The following is a 21715-nucleotide window of genomic DNA, read 5'->3' on the forward strand; positions in this document are numbered from 1 at the left end:
GTGGACGACCTAACCGCGAGACAGGCAGAAACGGCCGCAGCCTGTCCCACTCCTCATCAGTGAGCTCATGACGCCGGATCACCACACCATGATCCACCATCTAGATCACTTTGAAAACACGGCCTAGCGCGGGTCCTGCGGCAGGGCGTTGTAGGTGCCGTCCTGCGGGCGGGCCTTGGCCCGCTCAAGCGTGGCCTGGGCGGTGGGCGGGCTGCCGCCGAACTCGCTTTCCGGGGTGGCGATCGACACCATCCGGATCGACATCTCGATTTTCGGGGTGTCGCCGTCGGTTACCTCGACGAAGCGGTAGTCGTTGGCCGGACGACGGGGCCGACGAAACCGAGATCCACCATCACTGCACTCCCGCATGATCGAGACGAACGCCGGCCACCTAACCACCGACGAGGTGGCAGGTAAGACCTGCCGTGAGCCTGTCACTCACCAAGACATACCCAGCAGGATCTCTAGTTCAGACGCCAACTGCGGCACGAGCCGTATCGCAAAGGAGTGAAGAAGCATGGGCGCCTTCGAAGGCCGCAAGCTGATCGCCGTCGGCGGCAGCAGCGGCATGGGACGGCAGAGTGCTGAAGACGTCGTCGCAGCCGGCGGCTCGGCCGTCATCATCGGCCGCGACCAGGCCCGAGTGGACGACACCGTCAACACCTTGTCCAAGAACGGGGAGGCATGGGGCATCACTGCCGATCTTGCCAACCGCGATGACGTCAGGCGGGTCCAGGACACCCTGGCGGCCGAGCACGCTGACGCCACCCTCCTGGTGAACTCAGCCGGCTTCTTCATCCCCAAGGCTTACCTCGCCTACGAGGGCGCCGACTACGACGCCTACCTCGAGCTCGCCAGGTCAGCCTTCTTCCTCACCCAGACCGTCACCCGAGGCATGATCAGTGCCGGTGGAGGCGCCATCGTCAACATCGGCTCGATGTGGGCACACCAAGCCATCGCCGCAACCCCCGCGACCGGTTACTCGATGGGCAAGGCGGCCCTCCATGCGCTCACCCACAACCTGGCCATGGAGCTCGCGGAGCACAAGATCCGCGTCAACGCCGTGGCGCCTGCCGTTGTCGCGACCCCCTTGTACGAGGCCTTCGTACCCAAGGACCAGTTCGAGGCCACGCTCAACAGCTTCAACGGCTTCCACCCGCTCGGCCGTGTGGGAACGCCCAAGGACATCGCCTCTGCGGTGACTTACCTGCTCTCCGACGATGCCGGCTGGGTCACCGGCGCGATCCTCAACGTCGACGGCGGTGTCATGGCGGGCCGGAATTAGGCCTCACCCGGCCACGCGAGGTCCGGGCGCAGAGCAGCACGGACTCCTTGGCGAACAACACGAGAAGGCAACGCTCACAGCGAGGAGCTAGCACGATGGCACAGTTATACGAGCGCACGCCCGAGGCAGTCGAGCGACCGACGCCACGACAGCGGGCGCTCACCCAGGACGACGTCACTGAGCCGCGCTTCGAGAACGAGTTCTGGAACTCAAAGGAGCCGGGCGTCTACGTCGACGTGGTCTCAGGCGAACCGCTCTTCGCGTCGGTCCACAAGTTCGACAGTTACACGGGCGGGCCCAGTTTCACCATCCCGCTTCGAGCCGGGCAACATCGTAGAGCGCACCGACACCAGCCATGGAATGGCCGCACACGGCGACAGCCACCTCGGCCATCTTTCCCAGACGGCCCAGTCGATGCGGGTGGCATGCGCTACTGCATCAATTCTGCCTCGCTGCGGTTCATCGCCGCCAAGGACCTCGAGACCGAAGGCCATGGCCAGTACGCGCACCTGTTCGACGCGGCTCCCGGCCCGGCGGCATCCGGGGGAGGCGTCGCATGATCAACCAGCCCCAGACCGCGATCCTCGCCGGCGGTCGCTTCTGGGGTAGGCAGGACCTGCTGCGCAAGAAGGACGGGGTGTTGTCGACTCGGGCGGGATGCACCGGGGGCGAGAACGCGTACCCCACTTATCGGAACCATCCCGGCCATGCCGAAGCAGTCGAGATCGCCTGAGTACCAGGACTACTTGATCAAGCATCATACGTTCGACCTCAGTGGCAGTTGCCCCACCAAGAACACGCCAGCTGATAGAACGAATTGCCCTTTGAGGATCTGCATCCCTCTGGGCGCTGTTGAGGCAGGCAGTCCAGCTGGTGTTCCCGGATGGAAGCCGTTGGGTAACCAGCTGGTGCGGCTCCTGAGTGCCTCACCCCGAGATCACTGCAATCGACAACCCCGGAACGACCAGGCCAGGAGCAGACTCCACGAAGATGCGGAGTGCTTCTCGTTGGCTGGACACTCTAGCTAGGCATCCAAGGTATGAGTCAACCAAGGTGGACGCGTGGAAATTGAAGCGCAGAACGCATCCGACGATCACTGGAGTGATCACTGGGCTCGACTGGACGCCTTTCTCCAGACCGATCCGCGCGACGCGGGCTGTGACGAAGCCATGGAGATGCTGGACGTCTACGCGGAGCTGCTTGCTGCGGGCAACGACCCGAGCGAGCGGTTCCCGGGCGTTCATGCGCACTTTCTGGCCTGCGACCCATGCGCCCAAGACTTGGCGGGCCTGCTATCGGCGCTCAGAGGGCCGGCCCCTTCTCGGCCCGACTCGCCGTAGCACGAGTTGGTCTATTTAGTCCAAAAATCCTTCCTCAATCCAGGCATAATGGCGCATTTGTGTGGACTTAATCGTCCAGTATACGGTGACGTAGGCGTGATGTCGGGGGTGACCTGACCAGCGCGTACACAGCTTGTGCTGCTCTGACGAAAGAGGTTGCAGTGGACGACGCGGAGATCGATCGAGAGAATCGCCGGTGGGTGCGAGATCTCGCCGCTGCGGGCCCACGGAAAGAGGCGACATGCGCCGAGTTGTATCCCCTGCTGCTCCGCGTCGCGACTTCTGAGGCTCGTCGACGCGCCCCCCTCCTCAAGCTGGACGGCCCAGAACTCGAGGACATCGCCCACCAGGCCGCCGCTGACGCGCTGATGGCGATCACCGAGCGTTTGGACAGATTTCGAGGTGAGGCGCGGTTCACCACGTGGGCGAGCAAGTTTGCGATCTTCAACGTGGCCGCCATGATGAACCGCCACTTCTGGCGTCGCCACGAGGTCCCCTACGAACAAGAGGATTGGTCCAAGATCGCTTCGCGGTTCGACGTCGGCCCCGAGGACGAGGCACAAGTCCGCGAGTTCGCGGCCGCCGTCTCATCTGCGGTCAAAGAGAACCTGTCCGATCGCCAGCGACTTGTGTTCGTTGCGACGGTCCTCAACGGCATGCCGATGGATGTTCTGGCCGACGAGCTGGGCTCCACCCACAACGCGCTGTACAAGGTGCTCTTCGACGCCCGCAAGAAGCTCCGCGTCGCGCTGGTGGCCGATGGCTACCTGCCCGAGGCATCTGCGGTTCGGTCGGCCTGAGTCGCCCGTTTCCGGACGCGACATCAGGTTGCCGACGGCCTCCGAGGGTGTCATGCCTGTCGGCGTCTTCTGGGCGGGAGCCTCGCCACGGCGTTGTCGGTGCGTGAGCGGGCTCAGGGCAGAGGTGTAGCCATCTTGCTCGAGAACGACCAGGCGTGAACCGGGATCAGCGTTCGACGGGGCCTGGCTCGAGCGCGGAGGTGTCCAAGTCACCCTTGCGGAGCCGAAAGACCTGAAGACGCAGGTTGTAGTACTTCTCCGTTTCTCCGACCCACTCCATCCCGATGCGACGGGCGGCGTGTGTACCGCGATCGTTCTTGGGCCGTACAACGGCGAAGACCTCTTCCTCGCCGTTGCTGAAGGCATAGTGGGCCAGAGCGTGACCCGCCTCGGCCGCCAACCCCCGGCCCCACGCCCATGGAGCGAGCTGGTAGCCCAGCTCCAGGTCGTCGCCCTCCGGCGGCAGCGGAAGGATCTGCCCCGAGCCGGCGACACGCCCGCTCTCGGTCTCCTCGATCACCCACCGGCCACTCGGGCGCCCTTCGGATCCCACAGGTGCGGCGATCCATCGGGTGATCACCGCACGCATCTGGTCGAGATCCTTGACGCGATCCATCGCCGGGGCCAGCCACCGGGAGACCTCCGAGCTGCCGTAAATGTCGAGCGCCTCGGCTGCGTCATCTTGATGCCACGGACGTAGCCGCAACCGTGGTGTGCTGATGGTCGAACCGACGATGGTGACCTCGTGAGTCAACGCTGCTCCTCGATGGGGACGGGACGCGCCCGATGGGGCGCTTAGCGGTTGATTACCCTACGCCGTATCGGACGAGGTGGTCCATCTAGACCGCCAGCCGAACTCCTGAGCACCTTCTCCTCCTCTCCCGAGAATGCGCCGGGCCCGAGGCAGGCCCAAGGCTTGGGACAGTCGGGACCACGAGCACACGCTTGCCATACGGTGCCGCGATAGCCTAATTTGGACGAAATCGTCCTGTTGTCTCCTGGTCGACGGATCGCCCGAATTCATCAGGCCAACCATCCGCCGCAATCCGAGGATGGAGCACGCAGGAGCCATCAGCCACGGAACCGACTGCGCCGATGCTCGAGTAAGACGGCGCGACGGACCTGACACCAACCAGGCGGAACAACCGTTCACGCCGGCACCGCGTATGCGGCACGGAAACGACAGCCCAGCCGCGGTGAACGCCGAACCGCATGAAGAAGGAGCGGGAGATGGACGACACCAAGCAGTCGGCCGAAGACCTGGCGATCCTCGAGCGACTCAACCTTGACTACAACCGTTCGGACCAGGCCGGCGACGCCAAGCGCTTCAGTGAATTCCTCGCCGAGGATTTCATCGTGCAGACACCGGGCGTCACTCGCAACCGTGAGGAGTACCTCGCATACATCGCCAAGCCCCGACCCTTCAAGGATCTGGTTCTGCACGAAGCCAAGATCCGCATCCTCGGCGATGTCGCGCTGATCCACGGCAGGGCGGCATACACCATGATCGCCGATGGAGTGGAGCAGGAAGCTCTGTACACGGACGTGTACCAGAAGCGTGAGGGCGCCTGGGTCTGCGTCTCGGCCTGCGCGATTGCCCCGGGCGCCTGACCCGCCGCCGCCATGTCTGACATTGCAGCCCAGGCGCGCTACGAACACTTCGTCGAACTCCACCGTGGCCCCGACACCTTCATCATGCCCAACGCATGGGACGGCCCGTCGGCCCTGCTCTTCAAGGAGGCCGGGTTCAAGTCCATCGCGACCTCTTCAGCGGCTTTCGCCGCGACACTGGGCCGGCTCGACGGCATCCACGCCGTCAGCCGTGACGAGCACCTGGACCATGCCGCCCTACTCACGACCATGAGTGGCCTGCCGATCAACGGCGACTTCGAGGACGGCTACGGCGAGACTCCCGAAGATGTCCGGGCCACTGTCGACGCTGCCGTTGCCCGCGGTCTCGCCGGCATCGGAGTCGAGGACACCACTGGTGACCCCTCCAACGCGATTCGTGACTTCGATGACGCGGTTCGCCGTATCGAGGCTGCCGCCGCAGCCGCGCACGGACGGATCGTTCTGACCGGTCGTACGGACAACTTCTTGTGGGGGATTTCCGACATCGATGACACCATCCGCCGCCTCTCCGCTTACGCGGAGGCAGGAGCTGACGTCCTCTACGCACCGAACCTGCCGGACATGGCCTCCATCAGCGCAGTCATCAGGGCTGTCGCCCCCAAGCCGGTCAACCTCCTCGTCGGCCCCCAAGATGCGGCTACCTTCGCGGAACTCCAGACGATCGGTGTCCGCCGGATCAGCCTCGGGGTCGACCCCTACACGCACGCCCTCGCGGCTACACAGGCGGCTGCGGCGAAGCTTGCGGACGGAGACCTGACGGCACTCGCATCACATCTCAACTTCGGCCACATCATCGACCTCATCAAGGGCTGACACGGCCGCGCAGCCGCGCACTGGGCTCATGGAGCTATGACTGCCCGCGTGACCCGCGCACATACACCCTGGGGTGCTTACAGAGCAGATCCCGGCCAAGAGCGTGCAATGAGCGAGGAAAATACATGATCGAAAACGAAGAGGCGACGCTGACACACCGCGCACCGCAGGTGCGCGTGGTCACGGCATCGTCGTGCAGCGCGGCCGTCCCGACCCAGCCGGCAGCCACCCGCGCTGCCGCCGCTGCTGCGGAGCCCGGTAGCAGGCGGGGCTGGGCGTCCGTCGGTGCGGTCGCGCTCGGCGCGTTCGTCATCGTCATGACGGAGACGCTGCCAGTGGGGCTGCTGCCGCAGATCGCCGACGGACTGGATGTCTCGCTCGGCCTCGCGGGGCTGATGGTGCTCGTGCCGGGCTTCAGCGCCGCGGTGTCGGCGCCACTGTTCTTCCTCGGCTCCGGCCGCTTCAACCGGCGCTCGGTCATCGTCGTCCTGGGTCTGACAGTGCTGGTGTCGAACGCGGCCGTCGCGGTGGCGCCGAACTTCATCCTGGTGCTGATCGCCCGTATGCTCTTCGGCGCCACCCTAGGAGCCTTCTGGACCGTGGTCTCACCGGTCGGACCCAAGCTGGTGGGCTCGGCCGGCGGCACCCGCGCCATCACCATCATCGCGGCCGGTATTTCGGGTGGGACGGTGGTGGGGCTGCCTGCGGGACAGTTCCTCGGCAACCTCGTCGGCTGGCGTGCCACTTTCGCCATCGCGGCGGCGGCGACACTGCTTGTCGTGGTTGTGCAGGCGGTCGTGCTGCCGGGTATTCCGCCGGACGGGCGTACGCACCTGCGTGATCTCGTGGGAGTCGTGAGGCGGCGGGCCGCCCGGTTCGGGATGGCAGCGGGCGCGGTGGTGTTCATCGGACAGTTCGCCGCCTGGACCTATGTCACCCCGTTCCTGATGGACCACACGCGTCTGTCCAGCGGCGTGATCTCCCTGCTGTACGTCATCTACGGCTTCGGTGGCATCGTCGGCTCACTCATCGCCGGATCGCTGTTCAAGCGCGGAGTGATCGGCAGCTTCGCCGGGGCGGCGACGGTGGTGGCCGCATTGCTCATCGGGCTGGCGAGCGTGGGCACCATGCCCTGGCCGGCTGGCCTGTTGCTCGTGCTGTGGGGCTTGTTCTGGGGAATCGTGAACCCGGGAACGCTGGTCTGGATACTCGACGCGGCCCCGGAAACCCCGGAGGCCGCGTCGGCGGTGAATGTGACGAACCTTCAGGTAGCCCTGGCGGCAGGGTCCGGCCTCGGCGCGATCCTTGTTTCGTCGACAACCTTGCAGACGGTGTTCCTCACGGCGGGCTTCATCGTCCTTGCCTCCGCCGTGCTCGCCGCGGTGGCGGGGCGGTTCGTCACACTCGTCCGGAGGGGATGAGGAGACCGAAGCGAGGCAAGGGTCGGGCGCTCAGCCCCCGGGCACACTCGGGAGCCACAGTGATCGGGCTCGCTGAAACGGATCTCGCTGTGCACGACGTCAACATCCGCATGTGACGTTGCTCTGATCCACGACCGCCGTACCTACGCCATGCTCGCGGATGGCGCGGAGCAGGAAGCTCTGTACACGGACACGTACCGGCGTAGCCGCCTCCTCGTGATCCTCCCCGGCACGCCCGGCTCCGGACGACGGAACACCTCCCGAGGACTCAGCTGAGGAAGCGCGCACGCGTGATGTGACGCCAGGACGCGCTCAAGCATGCCTGAGGGATCGCCTCAGTGCGGCCTGGCTCACCGCACGGTGCGCGGCTACGTCGACGTGCGCACCCCGAAACCTCCAGAAGCGCCGGCATGGTCCAGAACGAGAGAAAGACGGCTCGATGCAACACGTGATCCCAGCGACCAGCCTGGGCAGCCGGGACAGAACGCTCCGGCTGGCATTCGTTTCCGCGGTGGTCTCCCTGGTGGCCGCGTTCGCCGCAGTGGGCTCGACGATCCCTCTTTTCAACATTTACCGAGCCGAGGACGGGTTCACCAACGCCGGCATCTCGCTGACCGTCGTCGCCTACTCCGCCGCTACTCTTGGCACACTGCTGGTGCTGGGACGACTGTCCAATCAGGTGGGCCGACGGCCCACCGCGATCGCCAGCCTCGGACTGCTGGTACTGGGTTGTCTGCTGCTTTTGAACGTGCACGACATCGGCATCTTGATCGCCGGTCGGCTCCTGATGGGTCTTGGCGCCGGGCTGGCCAGCAGCAGCCTCACCGCCTACATCGTTGACGCCGCACCGGCCAGGCCGGCTTGGCTGGCCTCCGTCGCCTCCAGCCAGACAGTCATGCTCGGTCTTGCCGTCGGCGCCATCGCCTCCGGAGCCCTGGTCCAGTTCGGCCCCTGGCCGCGCGAGCTCATCTACCTAGTTGCCGTCGGTCTGCTCCTGCTGTCTGCCGCTCTCATCGCCATCAGCCCGGATACCGTGACTCCGGCGCCGGGCGGTTGGCGATCACTGCGCCCCAGCGTTCGCGTACCGGTCCGAGTCAGGCATCTGCTTCCCGTCGCGGCCGCGGTGTTCCTGGCCACCTGGGCGACCGGGGCGTTCTACCAGGCCCTCGTGCCCGCACTCGTCGGAGATCAACTTCACACCACCAGCCCGCTCATCCTCGGACTGGTGTTCGCCGCCTACATGGCCCCCAGCGCACTCGGCGCCCCCCTCGGCAGCCGGTTCACACCCGCGGCAGCCCAACGCCTCGGCATGATCGCCTTCCTGGCCGGATGGATCGGCATGATCACAGCGATCACCACCGGCGCACTGCCGTTGTTCATCGCCGCAACCATCGTTGCCGGGGCCGCTCAAGGCATCGCCATCGGCGCCGCCACCCGTGGCCTGCTCAGCGGCAGCAGGCTGACCGACCGCGCCCCGATCTTCGCCGTGGTCTATCTCCTCAGCTACAGCGGCGCGACCATTCCCAGCCTCATCTCGGCTCAACTCTCCAACGTCTTCTCAGTGCCGCACATCGCGCTCGGGTACGGCGCACTTGCCCTCATCGCCACCCTGTTCACCGTCATCGCCGCACGCGACCCGCACACGGCCACGACCAGCCCGCCAGATGAGTAAGCATGACAAACCTCACCGTCACTCAGACGTCACTCGACGCCGAGCAGCGCGCCGCCCGCACTCGTCCACGTTTGTCCATCGTCGCGCGGATCGCACGCGGCATGGCGAGTTCGCAGCGGAGTCAGCCGACTGATGCGCCCGTTATGTGTCGCTTGAGGAACGTGTGCTCTTCGCGTCGGGCAGCCGGAGCACCCATTCGCCTTTGCCCTGATTTTCTGGGCCCTTGCGCAACATCGTCGTCTTCGCCGGGTATGCAGCGCTGATGAGCACCACGCCCATCGCCGACCTCGCGTTGGTGTCCGATCGCCATTCCGCCGGTCTGATCAGCCGGGACGGATCGGTCGAGTGGCTCTGCTTTCCCCGGTTCGACGGGCCCTCCGTCTTCGCCCGACTGCTGGACGACGAGGCCGGGCACTGGGCGATCCGCCCGGCCGTCCCGTACGAGACGACGCGCCGCTATCTACCGCACACGATGGTGCTGGAGACCACCTTCCGCACCAGGAGCGGCACGGTGGTCCTCACCGACGCCCTGCTCACCGGCCCGGACGACGGCGGCCACCGGCTCGGCGCCGGGGTACCGCACCTACTCGCCCGACGGGTGTCCGGTGTCGGCGGCGAGGTGCCGATGGAGATCGAGTACCGGCCACGGCCGGAATACGGCCTGATCCACCCGATCCTGTCCGTCGTCGACGGCGGCGTGACCGCCCGCGGGGGCGCCGAGTGGCTCGTGCTGACCACGCCGGTCCCCCTCGCCATCGGCGACTGCGGACACGGCGTGTTCACGGTGCGAGAGGGCGAGACACGGCACTTCGGGATGCATCGCTCGACGCTGCAGGAGACCCCCGCACGGGTGTGGGGCCAGGCGGAACTGGCGGCCCGGCTGGACGACACGATCATCGCCTGGCAGTCGTGGTCCAGCCTCCACCAGGCCTACGACGGGCCGTGGCGCAACCTGGTGCACCACAGCGGGCGGGTGCTGGAGGCGCTGACCTTCCAGCCCAGCGGCGCGATCGTCGCGGCCGCCACGACATCGCTGCCCGAATGGGCCGGCGGTGAGCGCAACTGGGACTACCGGTACACGTGGGTACGGGACGCGTCACTGACCATGTACGCCCTGTGGGTCGCGGCCTGCCCCGACGAGGCGAGCGACTTCTTCGCCTTCCTCACCACCGCGGCCCCGTCCCTGGGCAAGGACCGCGCGCTGCAAATCATGTTCAGCGTCTGCGGCGAGCACGACCTGAGCGAGCGCATCCTGCCGCACCTGCGCGGCTGGCGCGGCAGCCGACCGGTACGCGTCGGAAACGACGCGTGGGGCCAGCAGCAGATCGACGTGTACGGCGAACTGCTCGATGCGGCCATGCGCCTCGAACACCAGATCAGCGACATCGACGACGACGTCCGCCGCTTCCTCCTCGTCTGCGCCGACACCGCGGCCGAGCGCTGGATGGAAAAGGACCGGGGCATCTGGGAGATACGCGGAGAGCCGCAGCACTTCCTGTACTCCAAGCTCATGTGCTGGGTGGCGCTGGACCGCGGCATCGCCCTCGCCGGCCTTCTGAGGGGGCAGGAGCGTGTCGAGTCCTGGCGGCAGACCCGCGCCGAGATCCGCGAAACGCTGCTGCGCGAGGGCTGGAACGAGCGAGTGGGGGCGTTCACGCAGGCCTTCGGTTCCGACGAGCTGGACGCCAGCACCCTCATGGTGCCGATCACCGGCTTCCTTCCCGCCGACGACCCGCGAGTGCTTTCCACGATCGACGCCGTCGCGGACCGGCTCACCGACGGCCAGGGCCTGATCTACCGCTACCGCACCGCGGGCGGCATCGACGGCCTCGCCGGCGAGGAGGGCGCCTTCCTGCTGTGCTCGTTCTGGCTGGCGCAGGCGCTCGCCATGTCCGGGCAGGTCGGCCGGGCCAGGGAGGCATTCGAACGAGCCGCCGCGCGCGCCAACGACGTGGGCCTGCTGTCGGAGGAGGTCGACTCCGGGAGCGGCGAGCTGCTCGGCAACTTCCCGCAGGCGTTCAGCCACATCGGGCTCATCAACGCCGCCTGGGCCATCGACGAAGCCGAACGGACCGCGCGGGCCGGCGCGGGTCGCGGGAACGGCAATGATCGGATGGCGTGAGGTCACCGCCGAGTTCGCCGGGACGGCGCTCCTGCTCATGCTCGTCGTCAGCGCGATCGTCGCAGGCTTCGCACCCGGCTCGCCGCTCGTCGATACGGTGCCGAACGAGGACCTGCGGCGGCTCGTGACGGGCGTCCTGTCCGCTACCGCGGCGGCGGCGATCGTCTACTCGCCGCTTGGCCGGATCAGCGGCGGCCACCTGAACCCCGCGGTCACGGCCGCGTTCTGGTTGCTGGACAAGATGACGTCCGGTTCGGCGCTGAAGTACGCCGCGGCACAGGTGGCGGGCGCGATCACCGGCGCGCTGGCGGCGCTTCTGGTGTGGGGCGGCGCGGCGGTCAGCGTGCGGGTCGGCGCGACCGTACCCAAGCTCGGCGGCGCGGCCACCGCGCTGGTCGTCGAGGCCGTGATGACGTTCCTGCTCCTCACGGTGATCCTCACCTTCGTCGACCGGCCGAGCCTCATGCCGTACACCGCGGCCGCCGCGTCATCGCTCGTGGCCGTACTGGTGTTCACCGAGGCGCCGGTGTCCGGGACCAGTCTGAACCCCGCCCGCAGCATCGGCCCCGCGCTGGTCAGCGCCACCTGGACGGGACTGTGGGTATACCTCGTGGCACCGACACTCGGCGCGCTCACCGCGGCGCTGCTGCACCGGCGCCTGTGGGGGACCGTGGCCTGCGCGAAGCTCATGCACGACCCCACCTACCCATGCCGCTTCCTGAACTGCGCCTACACCTCACCCGACGAGCGCATCCGGCGGCCCGTCCGCACCCGCTCCGCAGCTCTGTCGCCCCTCCTCGGCATCGGCCGGTGGCGACCGCGCGCCCGTCACCACCGCTCACGGAAGCACCGAAGATGAAGCCGATCGCCGTATATCCCGGAAAGGTGAACAACACCCACGTCAGGGACGCCACCTGCCTGCAGACCAAGGCGGCACACGGCCAGGAGCAAGGCCCGGCTGTCCCCGTTCGAGGAGCTCGTCACCGCCGCACATCGGGCGGCCCAACGCTGTTCGAGATGATCGAAGGTTCCGACCGGCTGGGAACCGATTCCGATGATCACGATCACCTTCGTATCGGCGGGGAGGTGCCCGGTCGTGCCCACGTCGCCACGTCGGGGTCAAGGGTTGCGATCAGCAAAGCCAGCGGGGCTGTTCGCCGGCGGCGAGCGCGCGGGGGCCGGCGGTTCGCCGGCTCATCCGTCGTGCACGCGAGCGGGCGCGGACCTTCAGGCTCCACCCTGTCCCTTGACGCCACGGCGCTGTACGGCTTCCGCCTGCGCGCTGCGGTGGGCGGACGAGTGCAGCCGGGTGAGGACGTCCTTGGCGGACGTGGCGTTCCGGGGCGTGGTATCAGCGAGGGACGGGATCGGGACGCGGCCGGCGCTGCGCCCGGCCCACTCCCCCAGGGCGACGGCCATCACCGAGGCGCCGGCGTTCACGAGTTGCCCCCGGTGAAGCGACGTCGCTTCGGGGCCCGCGATCACCAGCAGGCCGCCGACGACGGCCGCGGCGGCGCCAAGCCGTACGCCGTTACGGCTGACGCGCACGGCTCTGGGCAGGCAGCTCAGGAGCAGATGGGCGCCGGTGAGGTCGCCGGCCACGTGGGCGTCCCAGGGCACGGTCCCTGACTGGTCCATCACGCCGACGCCGATGTCGGCATGAACCAGGCCCTGACAGGACCCTCGTGACACCACGACGACGCAGTGCCCCTCGGACTGCAGCTCGACAACCGCGTCACCGAGCTCGGGACCGCCGGGAACCAGCCGCTCGATGGCGAGCCGCTGGGCGAGCGCTTCGTCGTCTCCCGCGAGCATCACGGTCGTCGCCGCCTTGGCCGTGTCGACGACGGCCTCAGCCATGGGGTCGATCTCGCGGGCCAGTCCGGCGACCGCGACCAGGCGGCCTTCCCTGGTCACTCCGATCGGCAGCAACCCTCGCGCTCGCCACTCGGGAGCCTCCGCCGGGAGGTGCTTGTCCAGATCGGCGACCGGTTCGACAACCGCGTCCTCGCCGGTCCGAGTCCTGGACGGGTCGGCGAAGTCGATCAGCGAACAGCACCGGGCATAGAGCTCGCCGGTGTCCAGGCCGGCGCTGAGAGACACCAGCCGGTCGATCGTCCACGAACCGGTGGTGATGGCGTCGGCATCGAGGATCACCGTGTCGACGCGGTCCATGTGGCGCAGCGTTTCGGTTTCCAGGACGATGGAGCCACGCCGCCCCAGCGCGCGGCTGACCGCGCACGCGAAGGCGTCGCGGCTGACGGCGGCGACCGTTGGCGTGGCCGAGATCAGGATGGCCAGAGCCCGCTGCCTGCTTCGCGTGGCGACCCGGGTGACGGCGTACCCGCCCGCCGCCGCCGGGCTCGCCACGTCCGCGTAACGCTCGATCGGGCCGTGGGGCCGGTGGCACGGCCGTGGCCGCGCCACCGTCTTGATGTGCCGGTAGGCGCCTGCCTGCTGAGCGAGCCGCTCCTCCAGCAGCTCCCAGGCCTGCCGGCCGGCTCGCGCCTCGACGTAGTGGCCGGCGGACACGAGCGCGTTCACGACCAGCGCGACCGGACGCAGCGTCAGCGTCTGCGTGATCATGGTCGCCGAGGTGAACAGGGCGTTCGTGGCGCGGCGGCCGAGGAGCCGGTCCAGTTCCTCGCGCAGGATCGGCGTGGAGTCCGCCAGGTGCAGCAGCGCAGGGACGGCAGGGGTGAGACGCGGGAGCCCGGCTGCCCTGCCGGCGAACGCCAGTCCGATCCCCGTGACGCCGGCGGCCAGCCGTATCGTCGCGCGTACGTGCTCCTCGGCCAGCCGGATCGGCGTGTGGCGCGCCCGCTCCTCCTGTTCGTCGAGTTCGGCGACGATCGCCATCAGCTTGTCCTGGTCGACCTCATCTGGATCGCAGCCCACGAATACGCAGCCGAGACGCCCGTTGACCTCCGCTCGATCGACTCCGGGTTGTTCGAGCAGCATTTCCTCGAGTCGCCCGGCCGCGGTCTCCGTACCGGGTCCGCCGATGCCGTGCAGGTCGATATGGAGCCCTCCCGGGCAGGTGGCCAGCCGCCGCGGGCAGGGGACCGCACCCCGTAGAGGGTCGGGCAACACCCCACGGAGCAGCGTCACTGACGTCATGAGAACGCGGGTCAGCAACACGCTGTTATCCTCCTCGCGGACGAGGGGGGCGTCCTGATGTGCGTGATGGTGCCGCCGGCGTGTGAGGCACCTCTGGTGTGCGGCCGTGCCGCCGTCCCTCATAGCTCTTCCTCGATCAGGTACGCCGGAAACTCCAACGGCCCACAAAGAGGACAAGCGGGTCAATGCTTATGGGCGGCCACCGGTCGGCCGTCGCTGGTCGGTTTGCCAGCCTGGTCACGGTGACCTGCATGCCCACCGCGTACCTGATGCTGACCATCCCGATGTCGACCAGGCGCGAGCACGCTGCCGGTGGCCGGTGGTCACCCCAAGCGTCGACCCATGGCACCGCCGGACCGCACCGGGATGTCGGGGGTACGCGACCTGCAGACGGTGCCCCCGCCCACGACAGCGAGCACGGCGGCTCCCGAGAAGGATCACAGACCTCACGATCCGTCTGAAGATTCGAGACGAGGCATCCCTCAACGCCGAGAAAACCACCATCAGGTGAAGCGTGCGAGGACGGGGCGAGCAACTGGCACACCCCGTCCCCGCCTTCGCCGGCATCGATCTCCTCCACGTGCGGACATGGCCGTGAGCACTACTCGTGCTCGGCGGTGACCGGATGGAGGGGAGCGGCGACGCACTCGGAGCTTCCCTCCAGCAGTGGCAGCCGGAGAACGAACCGGGCGCCGCGAGGAGAGTCCTCGATGCGCAGAGTTCCCTGGTGGGCGTGGGCGATGTCGCGGGAGATCGCGAGCCCGAGGCCGCTGCCGCCGGCCTCACGACGACGTCCGTCCTCCAGACGTACGAACCGCTCGAAAACTCGCTCACGGTCGGAGGGTTCGATGCCGGCCCCGTCATCGGCCACCACCAGGACCGCTTGGCCATGGGCCCAGGTGACGCACACGGCGACGTGGGTCTCGGCGTGCCGCCGCGCGTTGGCCACCAGGTTGCTCACCAGCCGGATCAGTTGGATCCGTGAGCCACTCACCCACACGTCACCGACCACCCGAACCTGCACCGGCACATCGTGCGAAGGCATGCCCGCCTCCTGCTCGACCAGCGCACCGAGGTCGATCGGCTCGTACGGCGTCAGCTCACCGTCATGCAGCCGGGCCTGCAGCAACAGGTCCTCCACGATCGCCTCGAGCCGGTCGCCGGTCGACAAGGCCCCGCGGATCGCGTCACGAGGATTGACACGATCGGGGTAACGGAGCGCCTCCTCCAGTTGCAAGCGCAGGCCGGCGATCGGATTCCGGAGCTCGTGGGCGGTGGTGGAAGCGAGCTGGTACTGCTCCTCCACCTGGTGCAGAGCCCGGCTCGTCATCCGCCACGTCAGCCGCCCTCCCACTACGGTCATCATGAGTGCGGCCACCGCGATGACGTATTCGAGATCATGCGCCATCAGGTAGGAGGGCTCAGCCGCTCCCGCGTAAACGACGGAGGCGTCGGCAGACGGTGAGATCCTGTCGGCCATCAGCAGGACACACCTCTTCCTCGAACACTCGGTCCGCCGCTGCAGCGGATGGGTGGGCGTCGGCCTCAACCCGCTCAGCGGCGGCCGACCCGCCGCCTGAGGGCTGGAGCCGACGACTTTGCCCCGGGCATCCACCAGTTGGATGAGATCGATGCCGGCGGAAGGAGGGATGGGGTGCGGCAGCTCACCAGCCCGCGCCTGGGCACTCCACCGGTCGGCGACCTGCTCGGCGTTGAGGAACACCTCGTCCCGAACCTTGTACCGGATCGCCAGCTCCAGGCTCACGCCGACCACGGCCGCGACCACGAGCACGAGCAGCGTCACCGCCGCTGTGTAGCGCACACGCATGGAGCGCAGCGGCAAGGTACTCGGCACCGCTCTTCCGGCGCGGCCGATCAGCCTGTCTGAGCGACCACGGCCCTGCGGCCCGGGGCCGGTCTCGGCCTGCCGGCACATCCACGGCCTCGTCTTCCCAGTTGATCGCTGGCCCATACCGGCGTCGATGGACTCAGGAACAGCCATCTGCGAACTCCTTGTCGGGTGGCCGCCACGCACAACACTCGGAGGAACCGCCTGTCGGCCGCGTCAGCCTGGATATGGGCTGGAGGTCCGCCGGGGACATCTGTCAGAGCTGCGTGGTCCTGACCACAGAGGCGCCCTCTCACCTGGTCGAAGCATCGCACCAGGTTACATTTTGGACGATTGCGTCCAGTTTGCGCGATTTACCCAAGCATGTCAAATGGAGTCAAGGTCGAGGCTGTGACGCGCCAGAGCTGCGCTGATGCGACGAAGGCCTCGGCAAGGCAGCTGGAGAGAACCACCCGTTGGTCGACTGCCTGCCCGACAGGCTGAACGGCGGCGTCGTAACGCGGCCGGCGAGAAGACAGGGTCGATCTCATCGCGCCTAAGACATCTCGATTCACCCGACCCGGATCGCCCGACAGATCAGGGCGAGCAGAATCGGAGCCGGCGGGCGAGCTCGTCGGCCGACTGGGCATCGGTAGCCACCCTGGCCGTCGTCAGGTCGGCGACCAGCGCATCACGCCACTTCTCGAGCTCCTGCATCGAGCGCAGCTGCTCAAGCATCTGCTTCTGCTCGGAGAGCATGCGGTTCGCCTGCAGCGCGATCACCTCAGCGACCGGCGCGTTCTTGTTCGGAAAGTACTGATACGACTGTGACTTGCTGATGCCGCGGGTGCCCATCACCTGTGCACTCAAGATCCACCCGTGCGCCCGGATGTATGCAGCCGTACGCGGCCGCCTCCTTGACCGGTGATCCGATCTGCCTTAAAACTGGCCTAAATCGTCCGTTTTTCCTCCGGAAGCGGTACAATCCCTGAAGCAAGTTCGCCCCTGCCGCGTTGAGGCATACGTAGCTGACACGCCGTGATGCTCGAGGGCAGCCGCCAAGGACACGTTGCCTGGCCAACCACGCAACATATGCAAAGGAGACCTCATGGACGACTACGTCCCGGGACTGCTGCCACCAGATGAGAGTCTCGATGACGAGGAACTCGGCGAGGACGGCGACGGCCCGGGTTACCTGCCGGTGGATCGCCCGATCGGAAGCCTGGCCTGGGGGTTGACCGCTGACGAAGCTCGCACCCATGAACCCTTCAGTCAGAGATTTGCCCGCGAGGTTCCCGACATCGCGGCTGATGAGGTCGGTGACGGGATCGGTGACGCATCCGATACTGATGGTGAACTCATCGACGACCAAGTTGGCAACTTGAGGGCGGGTCGGCTCGTCTGGGCCATCCAAGATGCCGGCGACCCGTCGTCGGATCTTCGAGCCGAGGACGTCGGCATCGATCGGGCGGGTGCTTCCGCGGAGGAGGCCGCGATTCATATCGTCTCCGACGACCCGTTCGAAGTGTAGGAGCTCAGCGCAGGGTCGACCGGATCCGCCAGAACGACACATGAGCTGTGGACCATCGCTCGCGAATGGGAGAACATGACGTCCGGCACCACCCGAGGATTCGTCGGGAAACGGCGGGATCGCGGCCAGGGTCTTCCACCGGGACAACACCTCACAGACGCATTCCCGGTGCTCTCGACTGGACCAACGCCACGAGTGAGCAGGAATGATTGGGAGCTCTTCATTCGCACGGGTCCCGACACATCGATGCGATGGACATGGCAGGACTTCATGGCACTGCCCATCAGCGCTATCGTCGCCGACATTCACTGCGTCACAAGCTGGTCAAAACTAGAAACTCGATGGCGCGGAGTCTCGCTTGACGTCCTCCTGAAGGATGTACAAACAAGTGATCACTACGTGATGGCGCACTCCTACGGCGGTTACAGTACGAACCTCGCGCTGGACGATCTTCGCGGCGACAAGGCATGGATCGTCTTCGAACACGATGGTGTTGAACTCACTGCTGAACATGGCGGACCGGCGCGACTTCTCGTACCGCATCTCTACTTCTGGAAGAGCGCGAAGTGGATTCATGGATTCGTTACGCAGGAGCGCAATATGCCCGGACTTTGGGAGCGTAACGGCTACCACCTGCACGCTGACCCATGGCGAGAGGAGCGGTACTCCCGTTGGTCGTAGAAATCACCGCCGCCATCAGAGGTGGCACTGTTACACACCCTCCAGCGATACGGCGGTAGCAGATGAACGGACACCTCGATGGGAACTCCCTCGCCGGCCGCTTCACCTGCGAAGTCCGCCACGGAAGGTCTTACTGATGCTCAACAAGCATCCGGCCTCCGACCGATCAGCTTGTGAACTACCGGCCCGACGAGAGGATCAAGCACATGGACGAAGGCTGGGATCAGGAGCTCGACACGCTGGTGAGGACGATCCCGGAGGGCTGGTCACGTGCGGAGATAGCTGGACAAGCTTGGGGCGTTACGCGTACTACGCACGCAGGAGGCAAGGTGATCTCGCTTAATGCGGAGCGACTCAGTGACACCGAGCAACTCGGGGCAAACGTGTGGATCACCTCTGAAGGGCTGGTCCTCAGGCCGTGTGAGGTGCCAGCAGAAAAGGTCATGCGGTTCCTTCGTGCTGCGGCGAAGGTGTACACCGATTAGGCGACTGGGTCCCCCGAGTGGCCGCTACGATGCCGCGTCCCGCTTGCCGCTCAGCATGTGCAGGTGCGCTATGGCCATGTCGATTGCGGAAGCCATTCGTGTGACGTCGCGGGATGCTTGCGCTATCAGGTAGCCACCCTGTACGGCTGCCAAGAGACCTGTGGCGAGTTGTGCAACGTCGGCTTCCTGCGGAAGGATGCCCGCCTTCTGAAACCGCCGGAGGAGATCTTCAAAGAGTTCCTGCCACGCCGCAAACAGGTCGTCGAGCTTCTTGCGCGCGATCTCGTCCTGATCAGAAACCTCGTTGGCCAGCGAACCCAATGGGCACCCGTACCTGCCCTCGTGCAGGGCGTTGTTCTCGACGAGGGCATCCCGCCAACGCCGCAGGCCTGTGAACGTCATCACCTTGTTCAGGCGTTCCCGTTCAACGGCGATCGTGCGCTCCCCCACAAACTCGATGACCGCCCGCACCAGCGCTTGCTTGTCTTCGAAGTGTCGGTACAGCTGGGATTTGCTGACGTTGCTCGCAACGACGACGTCGTCGAGGGTCGTGCCCCCGACACCTCGTACGCGCATCAGGTCGGCTGCCGTAGCGATGATTCGAGACCTCGTCTTCGCACCACGCGCCGTCAACCGCGCGACCGCAGTCTCGCTCGACCCCTCCTCCACAGTGTCATGCTACTGAAAGTTCTGGTGTACGAATCAGTCCAGTCATCGGTACCGGCCGTTGTAGCGGACTCCGCTCCGGGTATCAGTGAAGCTGACACCGACCGGCACTCCGGCCTCGACGATCCACTGGACCATGTACGTCGCCCGGTACGTCGGCGGCCAGAATGATGCGAAGGTCCCGTCATCGACGACAGACCACTCGCCAGCTGATGACAGACCCCTGTCGACGTAGGTCGTTCGCCCCTCCGCCGTGAACGTTTGAGTTGCACCGTCGGAGAACACGAACTGTGACGAGGTCAGGGCGGCGATCATGTCCACCGCATCGACCGGCTGGCCATCGGCAACGTTCCCATGGGAGGGAATGCAGTCCATCGAACTCTCCTGACATCGGGCACGACACGGGCTAAGGGGCAACACGGGGCCACTCGGTTACGCCGACCAAATACGGACGATATCGTCCACTATATGCCTCCGAAGAGGCGTCGACCCGGACAACCAGCGCATGACGAGGCTCCCCCTCGGTGGCGTCAAGCGCTCGAACCATACGATGCTTGCCGAAGAAACCACGGCAGCCTACGTTGGACGCAATAGTCCGTTTTGTAACACGGGCGCAAGCGCTGGAAAGGTGTGGATGGCGGGAGTGTCGCTGCCGGCCGGCCCAGCAGCCCGTTCTCCCAACCAGCTCCATGCCCTCGGCACGGACCTAATCGACCAGCCGGGCCACCCACCCCCGATCCGTCGACTCGTTCGGCTTCTTGCGCGCCGCTGCGGCGTCCTCCAGGTCGATCCCCATCGATGCCTGGATCACAGTACTCATCAGGTGTGCATCGCTGTGGAGGAGTGCACACCCTGTGACGCTCATGGTGCCTCTAGGAGCCGCTGATGTAGTCGGCGAGCCGACGCTCGAGCTCGGCCTTCGGGTGAGCGCCGAGGATCGTCTTCGCCAGGCTGCCGTTGTGGAACACCGCGATGGTGGGGATGGCCATGACGTTGTAGCGTGCGGCGGTCTTCGGGTTCTCGTCGACGTTGAGCTTGGCGACGGTGAGTTTGCCCGCGTGCTCGGCGGCGATCTCATCCAGGATCGGCGAGATGATCCGGCACGGGCCGCACCACGCAGCCCAGAAGTCGACGACGACAGGGAGATCTGCCGCCAACACCACCTTCTCGAACGAATCGTCGGTCACCGTGATCACCTGCGTTTCCATCAGGGTCTCTCCTCCGTTTCGGCCTTGGACATCTGCGGTGCGCAGAACCTCTACCTCGCTCGAATCTCACCGAGACGACACCTGACGTTCGAGCGTGGCAGCGGGATCCGCGTCACCCGCCTAGTTGGTGGCTGCGAGCTTGGACGGTCTTTCGTCCTGCGCCCCTTTCGTTGGCCGGGCTATGGATGCACCGCATCGCCGACAAAACCACGCACGCCAGGGTCACGCCTTGCCGCTGGTCAACGCGAATGCCTGTCTCAGCCGTGTGCGGGATGAACGTCAGCGACTCTTCTAGGTAGAGCTGGATCTGCTCGGCGTCTGCTGCCCGAGTGCGAGTCGATACCGGCACTGTTGCTGTGACGCCGACTGATTGCTCGTCCGTCGTCGCGGTTGGTGGCAAGCAGAGCAACTGATGGATAACCCGAAGCAGAGGTCGGAACGGGTGGCTTGGATGTGGAAGAGCAGATCACCAGGAGGATCGCCTGGGCGAGGTTTTGGAGGTTCGCCTGTCGCATGTGCTGTTCGATCATCGGCGTGGTCGGTCAGACCTCGATCCGAACCTGGCGCCCATCGAAAGCGACATAGCCACTGAAGTCGCGGCCAACACGAGCCGCCGCCGACTTGTTGACGTCCGGATAGGACCAAGCCCCGTCATTGAGCACCGTCTCGCCAACCAGGACGTCGTGATACTGCGCCCTTCCCTTCCAGGGACAGGTGTAGGGCGTTGCGCTGTCGCGGAGCACGCCGGCCACAACTGAGTCCGGCGGGAAGTAGACATTCCCCTCCATCATGACTACCGCCTCGTTGGCGGCCTCGGCCACGACGGTCTCCCCTGCCACTGCCTTCATTCCGTTTCCCCTCATCGATCCATTCGCCCGCGTGACCGGCCGAGCGGACATCAGAAAGCACCCACCCGGGACCCCTCGATGGCCTCTCCAAGTCGAGACCATCGCCGGAGGCGACAGGCCGTAGCCGGGCGCTCGAGTCACTGCAGTCAGAGTCACTTGCGCGTTCGACCTGACGTTGGTGTCGGAAAGGGCTCTCCTTCTTACCCGCGTCTTGAGAATGCGCAGCCGGACGGATGAGCTCATCGCGTTGGCCGGCCGGCAGT

The 21715-nt window shown here is 66.3% G+C and carries 23 protein-coding genes; 14 read left to right on the forward strand and 9 right to left on the reverse strand.

All coding sequences use genetic code 11. The features are described from left to right. Positions 1–123 precede the first annotated feature (123 nt). Positions 124–264, reverse strand: coding sequence for a hypothetical protein (locus E1286_RS47620; protein ID WP_165969616.1), 141 nt, complete (start codon positions 262–264; stop codon positions 124–126). 253 nt (positions 265–517) lie between these two features. Here E1286_RS47620 and E1286_RS06825 point away from each other — a divergent pair, with 253 nt between their 5' ends. The 5 genes from E1286_RS06825 to E1286_RS06845 all read left to right on the forward strand — a co-directional run bounded on the left by E1286_RS06825 (position 518) and on the right by E1286_RS06845 (position 3425). Continuing rightward, complete coding sequence (locus tag E1286_RS06825; protein ID WP_132609845.1) at positions 518–1285, forward strand: SDR family NAD(P)-dependent oxidoreductase; 768 nt, start codon at positions 518–520, stop codon at positions 1283–1285. A 95-nt stretch (positions 1286–1380) separates the two neighbouring features. Further along, positions 1381–1845 (forward strand): peptide-methionine (R)-S-oxide reductase, encoded by a 465-nt coding sequence (locus E1286_RS06830; protein ID WP_132609847.1) that lies wholly within the window; start codon positions 1381–1383, stop codon positions 1843–1845. Further along, positions 1842–2018 carry a peptide-methionine (S)-S-oxide reductase gene (locus E1286_RS06835; RefSeq protein WP_132609849.1) on the forward strand — a complete coding sequence of 59 codons (177 nt, stop codon included), beginning with the start codon at positions 1842–1844 and terminating at the stop codon, positions 2016–2018. Before E1286_RS06830 ends, E1286_RS06835 begins: the two co-directional genes overlap by 4 nt. Positions 2019–2346: 328 nt before the next feature. After that, the gene (locus tag E1286_RS06840) at positions 2347–2625 is read left to right on the forward strand and encodes a hypothetical protein (RefSeq protein ID WP_223189639.1); all 279 of its coding nucleotides are present in this window, start codon (positions 2347–2349) and stop codon (positions 2623–2625) included. Positions 2626–2786: 161 nt separating this feature from the next. After that, positions 2787–3425, forward strand: a complete 639-nt coding sequence (locus tag E1286_RS06845; RefSeq protein ID WP_132609851.1) for a sigma-70 family RNA polymerase sigma factor — start codon at positions 2787–2789, stop codon at positions 3423–3425. Between the two features lie 166 nt (positions 3426–3591). Here the strand turns inward: E1286_RS06845 and E1286_RS06850 are convergent, their stop codons facing one another. Continuing rightward, entirely contained in the window at positions 3592–4179 is a 588-nt protein-coding gene (locus tag E1286_RS06850) for a GNAT family N-acetyltransferase (RefSeq protein ID WP_246074530.1), read from the reverse strand. A 476-nt stretch (positions 4180–4655) separates the two neighbouring features. On the opposite strand from E1286_RS06850, the gene E1286_RS06855 reads away from it, so the two are divergent. The 6 genes from E1286_RS06855 (at position 4656) to E1286_RS06885 (ending at position 11944) form a co-directional block, all read left to right on the forward strand. Beyond that, the gene (locus E1286_RS06855) at positions 4656–5036 is read left to right on the forward strand and encodes a nuclear transport factor 2 family protein (protein ID WP_132609853.1); all 381 of its coding nucleotides are present in this window, start codon (positions 4656–4658) and stop codon (positions 5034–5036) included. A 12-nt stretch (positions 5037–5048) separates the two neighbouring features. Then, positions 5049–5870 carry an isocitrate lyase/PEP mutase family protein gene (locus E1286_RS06860; RefSeq protein ID WP_132609855.1) on the forward strand — a complete coding sequence of 274 codons (822 nt, stop codon included), beginning with the start codon at positions 5049–5051 and terminating at the stop codon, positions 5868–5870. 125 nt (positions 5871–5995) lie between these two features. Then, positions 5996–7291, forward strand: a complete 1296-nt coding sequence (locus E1286_RS06865) for an MFS transporter (protein ID WP_132609857.1) — start codon at positions 5996–5998, stop codon at positions 7289–7291. Between the two features lie 439 nt (positions 7292–7730). After that, positions 7731–8963: an MFS transporter gene (locus E1286_RS06875; RefSeq protein ID WP_132609859.1), complete on the forward strand. Its 1233-nt coding sequence runs from the start codon at positions 7731–7733 to the stop codon at positions 8961–8963. Between the two features lie 223 nt (positions 8964–9186). Continuing rightward, positions 9187–11085, forward strand: a complete 1899-nt coding sequence (locus E1286_RS06880) for a glycoside hydrolase family 15 protein (RefSeq protein WP_223189641.1) — start codon at positions 9187–9189, stop codon at positions 11083–11085. Further along, positions 11069–11944 (forward strand): MIP/aquaporin family protein, encoded by an 876-nt coding sequence (locus E1286_RS06885; RefSeq protein ID WP_132609861.1) that lies wholly within the window; start codon positions 11069–11071, stop codon positions 11942–11944. Before E1286_RS06880 ends, E1286_RS06885 begins: the two co-directional genes overlap by 17 nt. 368 nt (positions 11945–12312) lie before the next feature. On the opposite strand, the gene E1286_RS06890 is transcribed toward E1286_RS06885, so the two are convergent. The 3 genes from E1286_RS06890 to E1286_RS06900 all read right to left on the reverse strand — a co-directional run bounded on the left by E1286_RS06890 (position 12313) and on the right by E1286_RS06900 (position 16903). Next, positions 12313–14196 (reverse strand): hypothetical protein, encoded by a 1884-nt coding sequence (locus tag E1286_RS06890; protein ID WP_132609863.1) that lies wholly within the window; start codon positions 14194–14196, stop codon positions 12313–12315. A 610-nt stretch (positions 14197–14806) separates the two neighbouring features. Then, on the reverse strand, positions 14807–16033 hold the full coding sequence (locus E1286_RS06895; protein ID WP_165969617.1) for a sensor histidine kinase: 1227 nt from the start codon (positions 16031–16033) through the stop codon (positions 14807–14809). A gap of 597 nt (positions 16034–16630) precedes the next feature. Continuing rightward, a complete protein-coding gene (locus E1286_RS06900; RefSeq protein ID WP_132609867.1) occupies positions 16631–16903 on the reverse strand; it encodes a hypothetical protein in 273 nt (90 codons plus the stop codon). 238 nt (positions 16904–17141) lie between these two features. Here E1286_RS06900 and E1286_RS06905 point away from each other — a divergent pair, with 238 nt between their 5' ends. From E1286_RS06905 to E1286_RS06915, 3 genes are all read left to right on the forward strand, one after another. Further along, on the forward strand, positions 17142–17564 hold the full coding sequence (locus tag E1286_RS06905; RefSeq protein ID WP_132609869.1) for a DUF5709 domain-containing protein: 423 nt from the start codon (positions 17142–17144) through the stop codon (positions 17562–17564). Between the two features lie 75 nt (positions 17565–17639). Continuing rightward, positions 17640–18245, forward strand: coding sequence for a molybdopterin-dependent oxidoreductase (locus tag E1286_RS06910; protein ID WP_132609871.1), 606 nt, complete (start codon positions 17640–17642; stop codon positions 18243–18245). 206 nt (positions 18246–18451) lie between these two features. Further along, positions 18452–18730 carry a peptide methionine sulfoxide reductase gene (locus E1286_RS06915; protein WP_132609873.1) on the forward strand — a complete coding sequence of 93 codons (279 nt, stop codon included), beginning with the start codon at positions 18452–18454 and terminating at the stop codon, positions 18728–18730. 24 nt (positions 18731–18754) lie between these two features. On the opposite strand, the gene E1286_RS06920 is transcribed toward E1286_RS06915, so the two are convergent. From E1286_RS06920 to E1286_RS51900, 4 genes are all read right to left on the reverse strand, one after another. Continuing rightward, positions 18755–19399, reverse strand: coding sequence for a TetR/AcrR family transcriptional regulator (locus E1286_RS06920; RefSeq protein WP_223189643.1), 645 nt, complete (start codon positions 19397–19399; stop codon positions 18755–18757). Positions 19400–19441: 42 nt separating this feature from the next. After that, positions 19442–19771, reverse strand: a complete 330-nt coding sequence (locus E1286_RS06925) for a hypothetical protein (protein ID WP_223189645.1) — start codon at positions 19769–19771, stop codon at positions 19442–19444. A 497-nt stretch (positions 19772–20268) separates the two neighbouring features. Beyond that, complete coding sequence (gene trxA / locus E1286_RS06930) at positions 20269–20592, reverse strand: thioredoxin (protein WP_342776161.1); 324 nt, start codon at positions 20590–20592, stop codon at positions 20269–20271. 554 nt (positions 20593–21146) lie between these two features. Continuing rightward, complete coding sequence (locus E1286_RS51900; protein WP_425464740.1) at positions 21147–21695, reverse strand: DUF427 domain-containing protein; 549 nt, start codon at positions 21693–21695, stop codon at positions 21147–21149. Positions 21696–21715 lie beyond the last annotated feature (20 nt).

Source organism: Nonomuraea terrae (assembly GCF_004348995.1).
GTDB classification, from domain to species: domain Bacteria; phylum Actinomycetota; class Actinomycetes; order Streptosporangiales; family Streptosporangiaceae; genus Nonomuraea; species Nonomuraea terrae.

Excerpts from the sequence above, each read along its gene's own strand:
- E1286_RS06885 (WP_132609861.1), top strand. The coding sequence starts at position 11,069 with ATGATCGGATGGCGTGAGGTCACCGCCGAGTTCGCCGGGACGGCGCTC.
- E1286_RS06835 (WP_132609849.1), top strand. The coding sequence starts at position 1,842 with ATGATCAACCAGCCCCAGACCGCGATCCTCGCCGGCGGTCGCTTCTGG.
- E1286_RS06825 (WP_132609845.1), top strand. The coding sequence starts at position 518 with ATGGGCGCCTTCGAAGGCCGCAAGCTGATCGCCGTCGGCGGCAGCAGC.
- E1286_RS06855 (WP_132609853.1), top strand. The coding sequence starts at position 4,656 with ATGGACGACACCAAGCAGTCGGCCGAAGACCTGGCGATCCTCGAGCGA.
- E1286_RS06830 (WP_132609847.1), top strand. The coding sequence starts at position 1,381 with ATGGCACAGTTATACGAGCGCACGCCCGAGGCAGTCGAGCGACCGACG.
- E1286_RS06860 (WP_132609855.1), top strand. The coding sequence starts at position 5,049 with ATGTCTGACATTGCAGCCCAGGCGCGCTACGAACACTTCGTCGAACTC.
- E1286_RS51900 (WP_425464740.1), bottom strand. The coding sequence starts at position 21,695 with ATGAGCTCATCCGTCCGGCTGCGCATTCTCAAGACGCGGGTAAGAAGG.
- E1286_RS06905 (WP_132609869.1), top strand. The coding sequence starts at position 17,142 with ATGGACGACTACGTCCCGGGACTGCTGCCACCAGATGAGAGTCTCGAT.
- E1286_RS06925 (WP_223189645.1), bottom strand. The coding sequence starts at position 19,771 with ATGGACTGCATTCCCTCCCATGGGAACGTTGCCGATGGCCAGCCGGTC.
- E1286_RS06895 (WP_165969617.1), bottom strand. The coding sequence starts at position 16,033 with ATGCGTGTGCGCTACACAGCGGCGGTGACGCTGCTCGTGCTCGTGGTC.
- E1286_RS06915 (WP_132609873.1), top strand. The coding sequence starts at position 18,452 with ATGGACGAAGGCTGGGATCAGGAGCTCGACACGCTGGTGAGGACGATC.
- E1286_RS06910 (WP_132609871.1), top strand. The coding sequence starts at position 17,640 with ATGACGTCCGGCACCACCCGAGGATTCGTCGGGAAACGGCGGGATCGC.
- E1286_RS47620 (WP_165969616.1), bottom strand. The coding sequence starts at position 264 with ATGTCGATCCGGATGGTGTCGATCGCCACCCCGGAAAGCGAGTTCGGC.
- E1286_RS06875 (WP_132609859.1), top strand. The coding sequence starts at position 7,731 with ATGCAACACGTGATCCCAGCGACCAGCCTGGGCAGCCGGGACAGAACG.
- E1286_RS06865 (WP_132609857.1), top strand. The coding sequence starts at position 5,996 with ATGATCGAAAACGAAGAGGCGACGCTGACACACCGCGCACCGCAGGTG.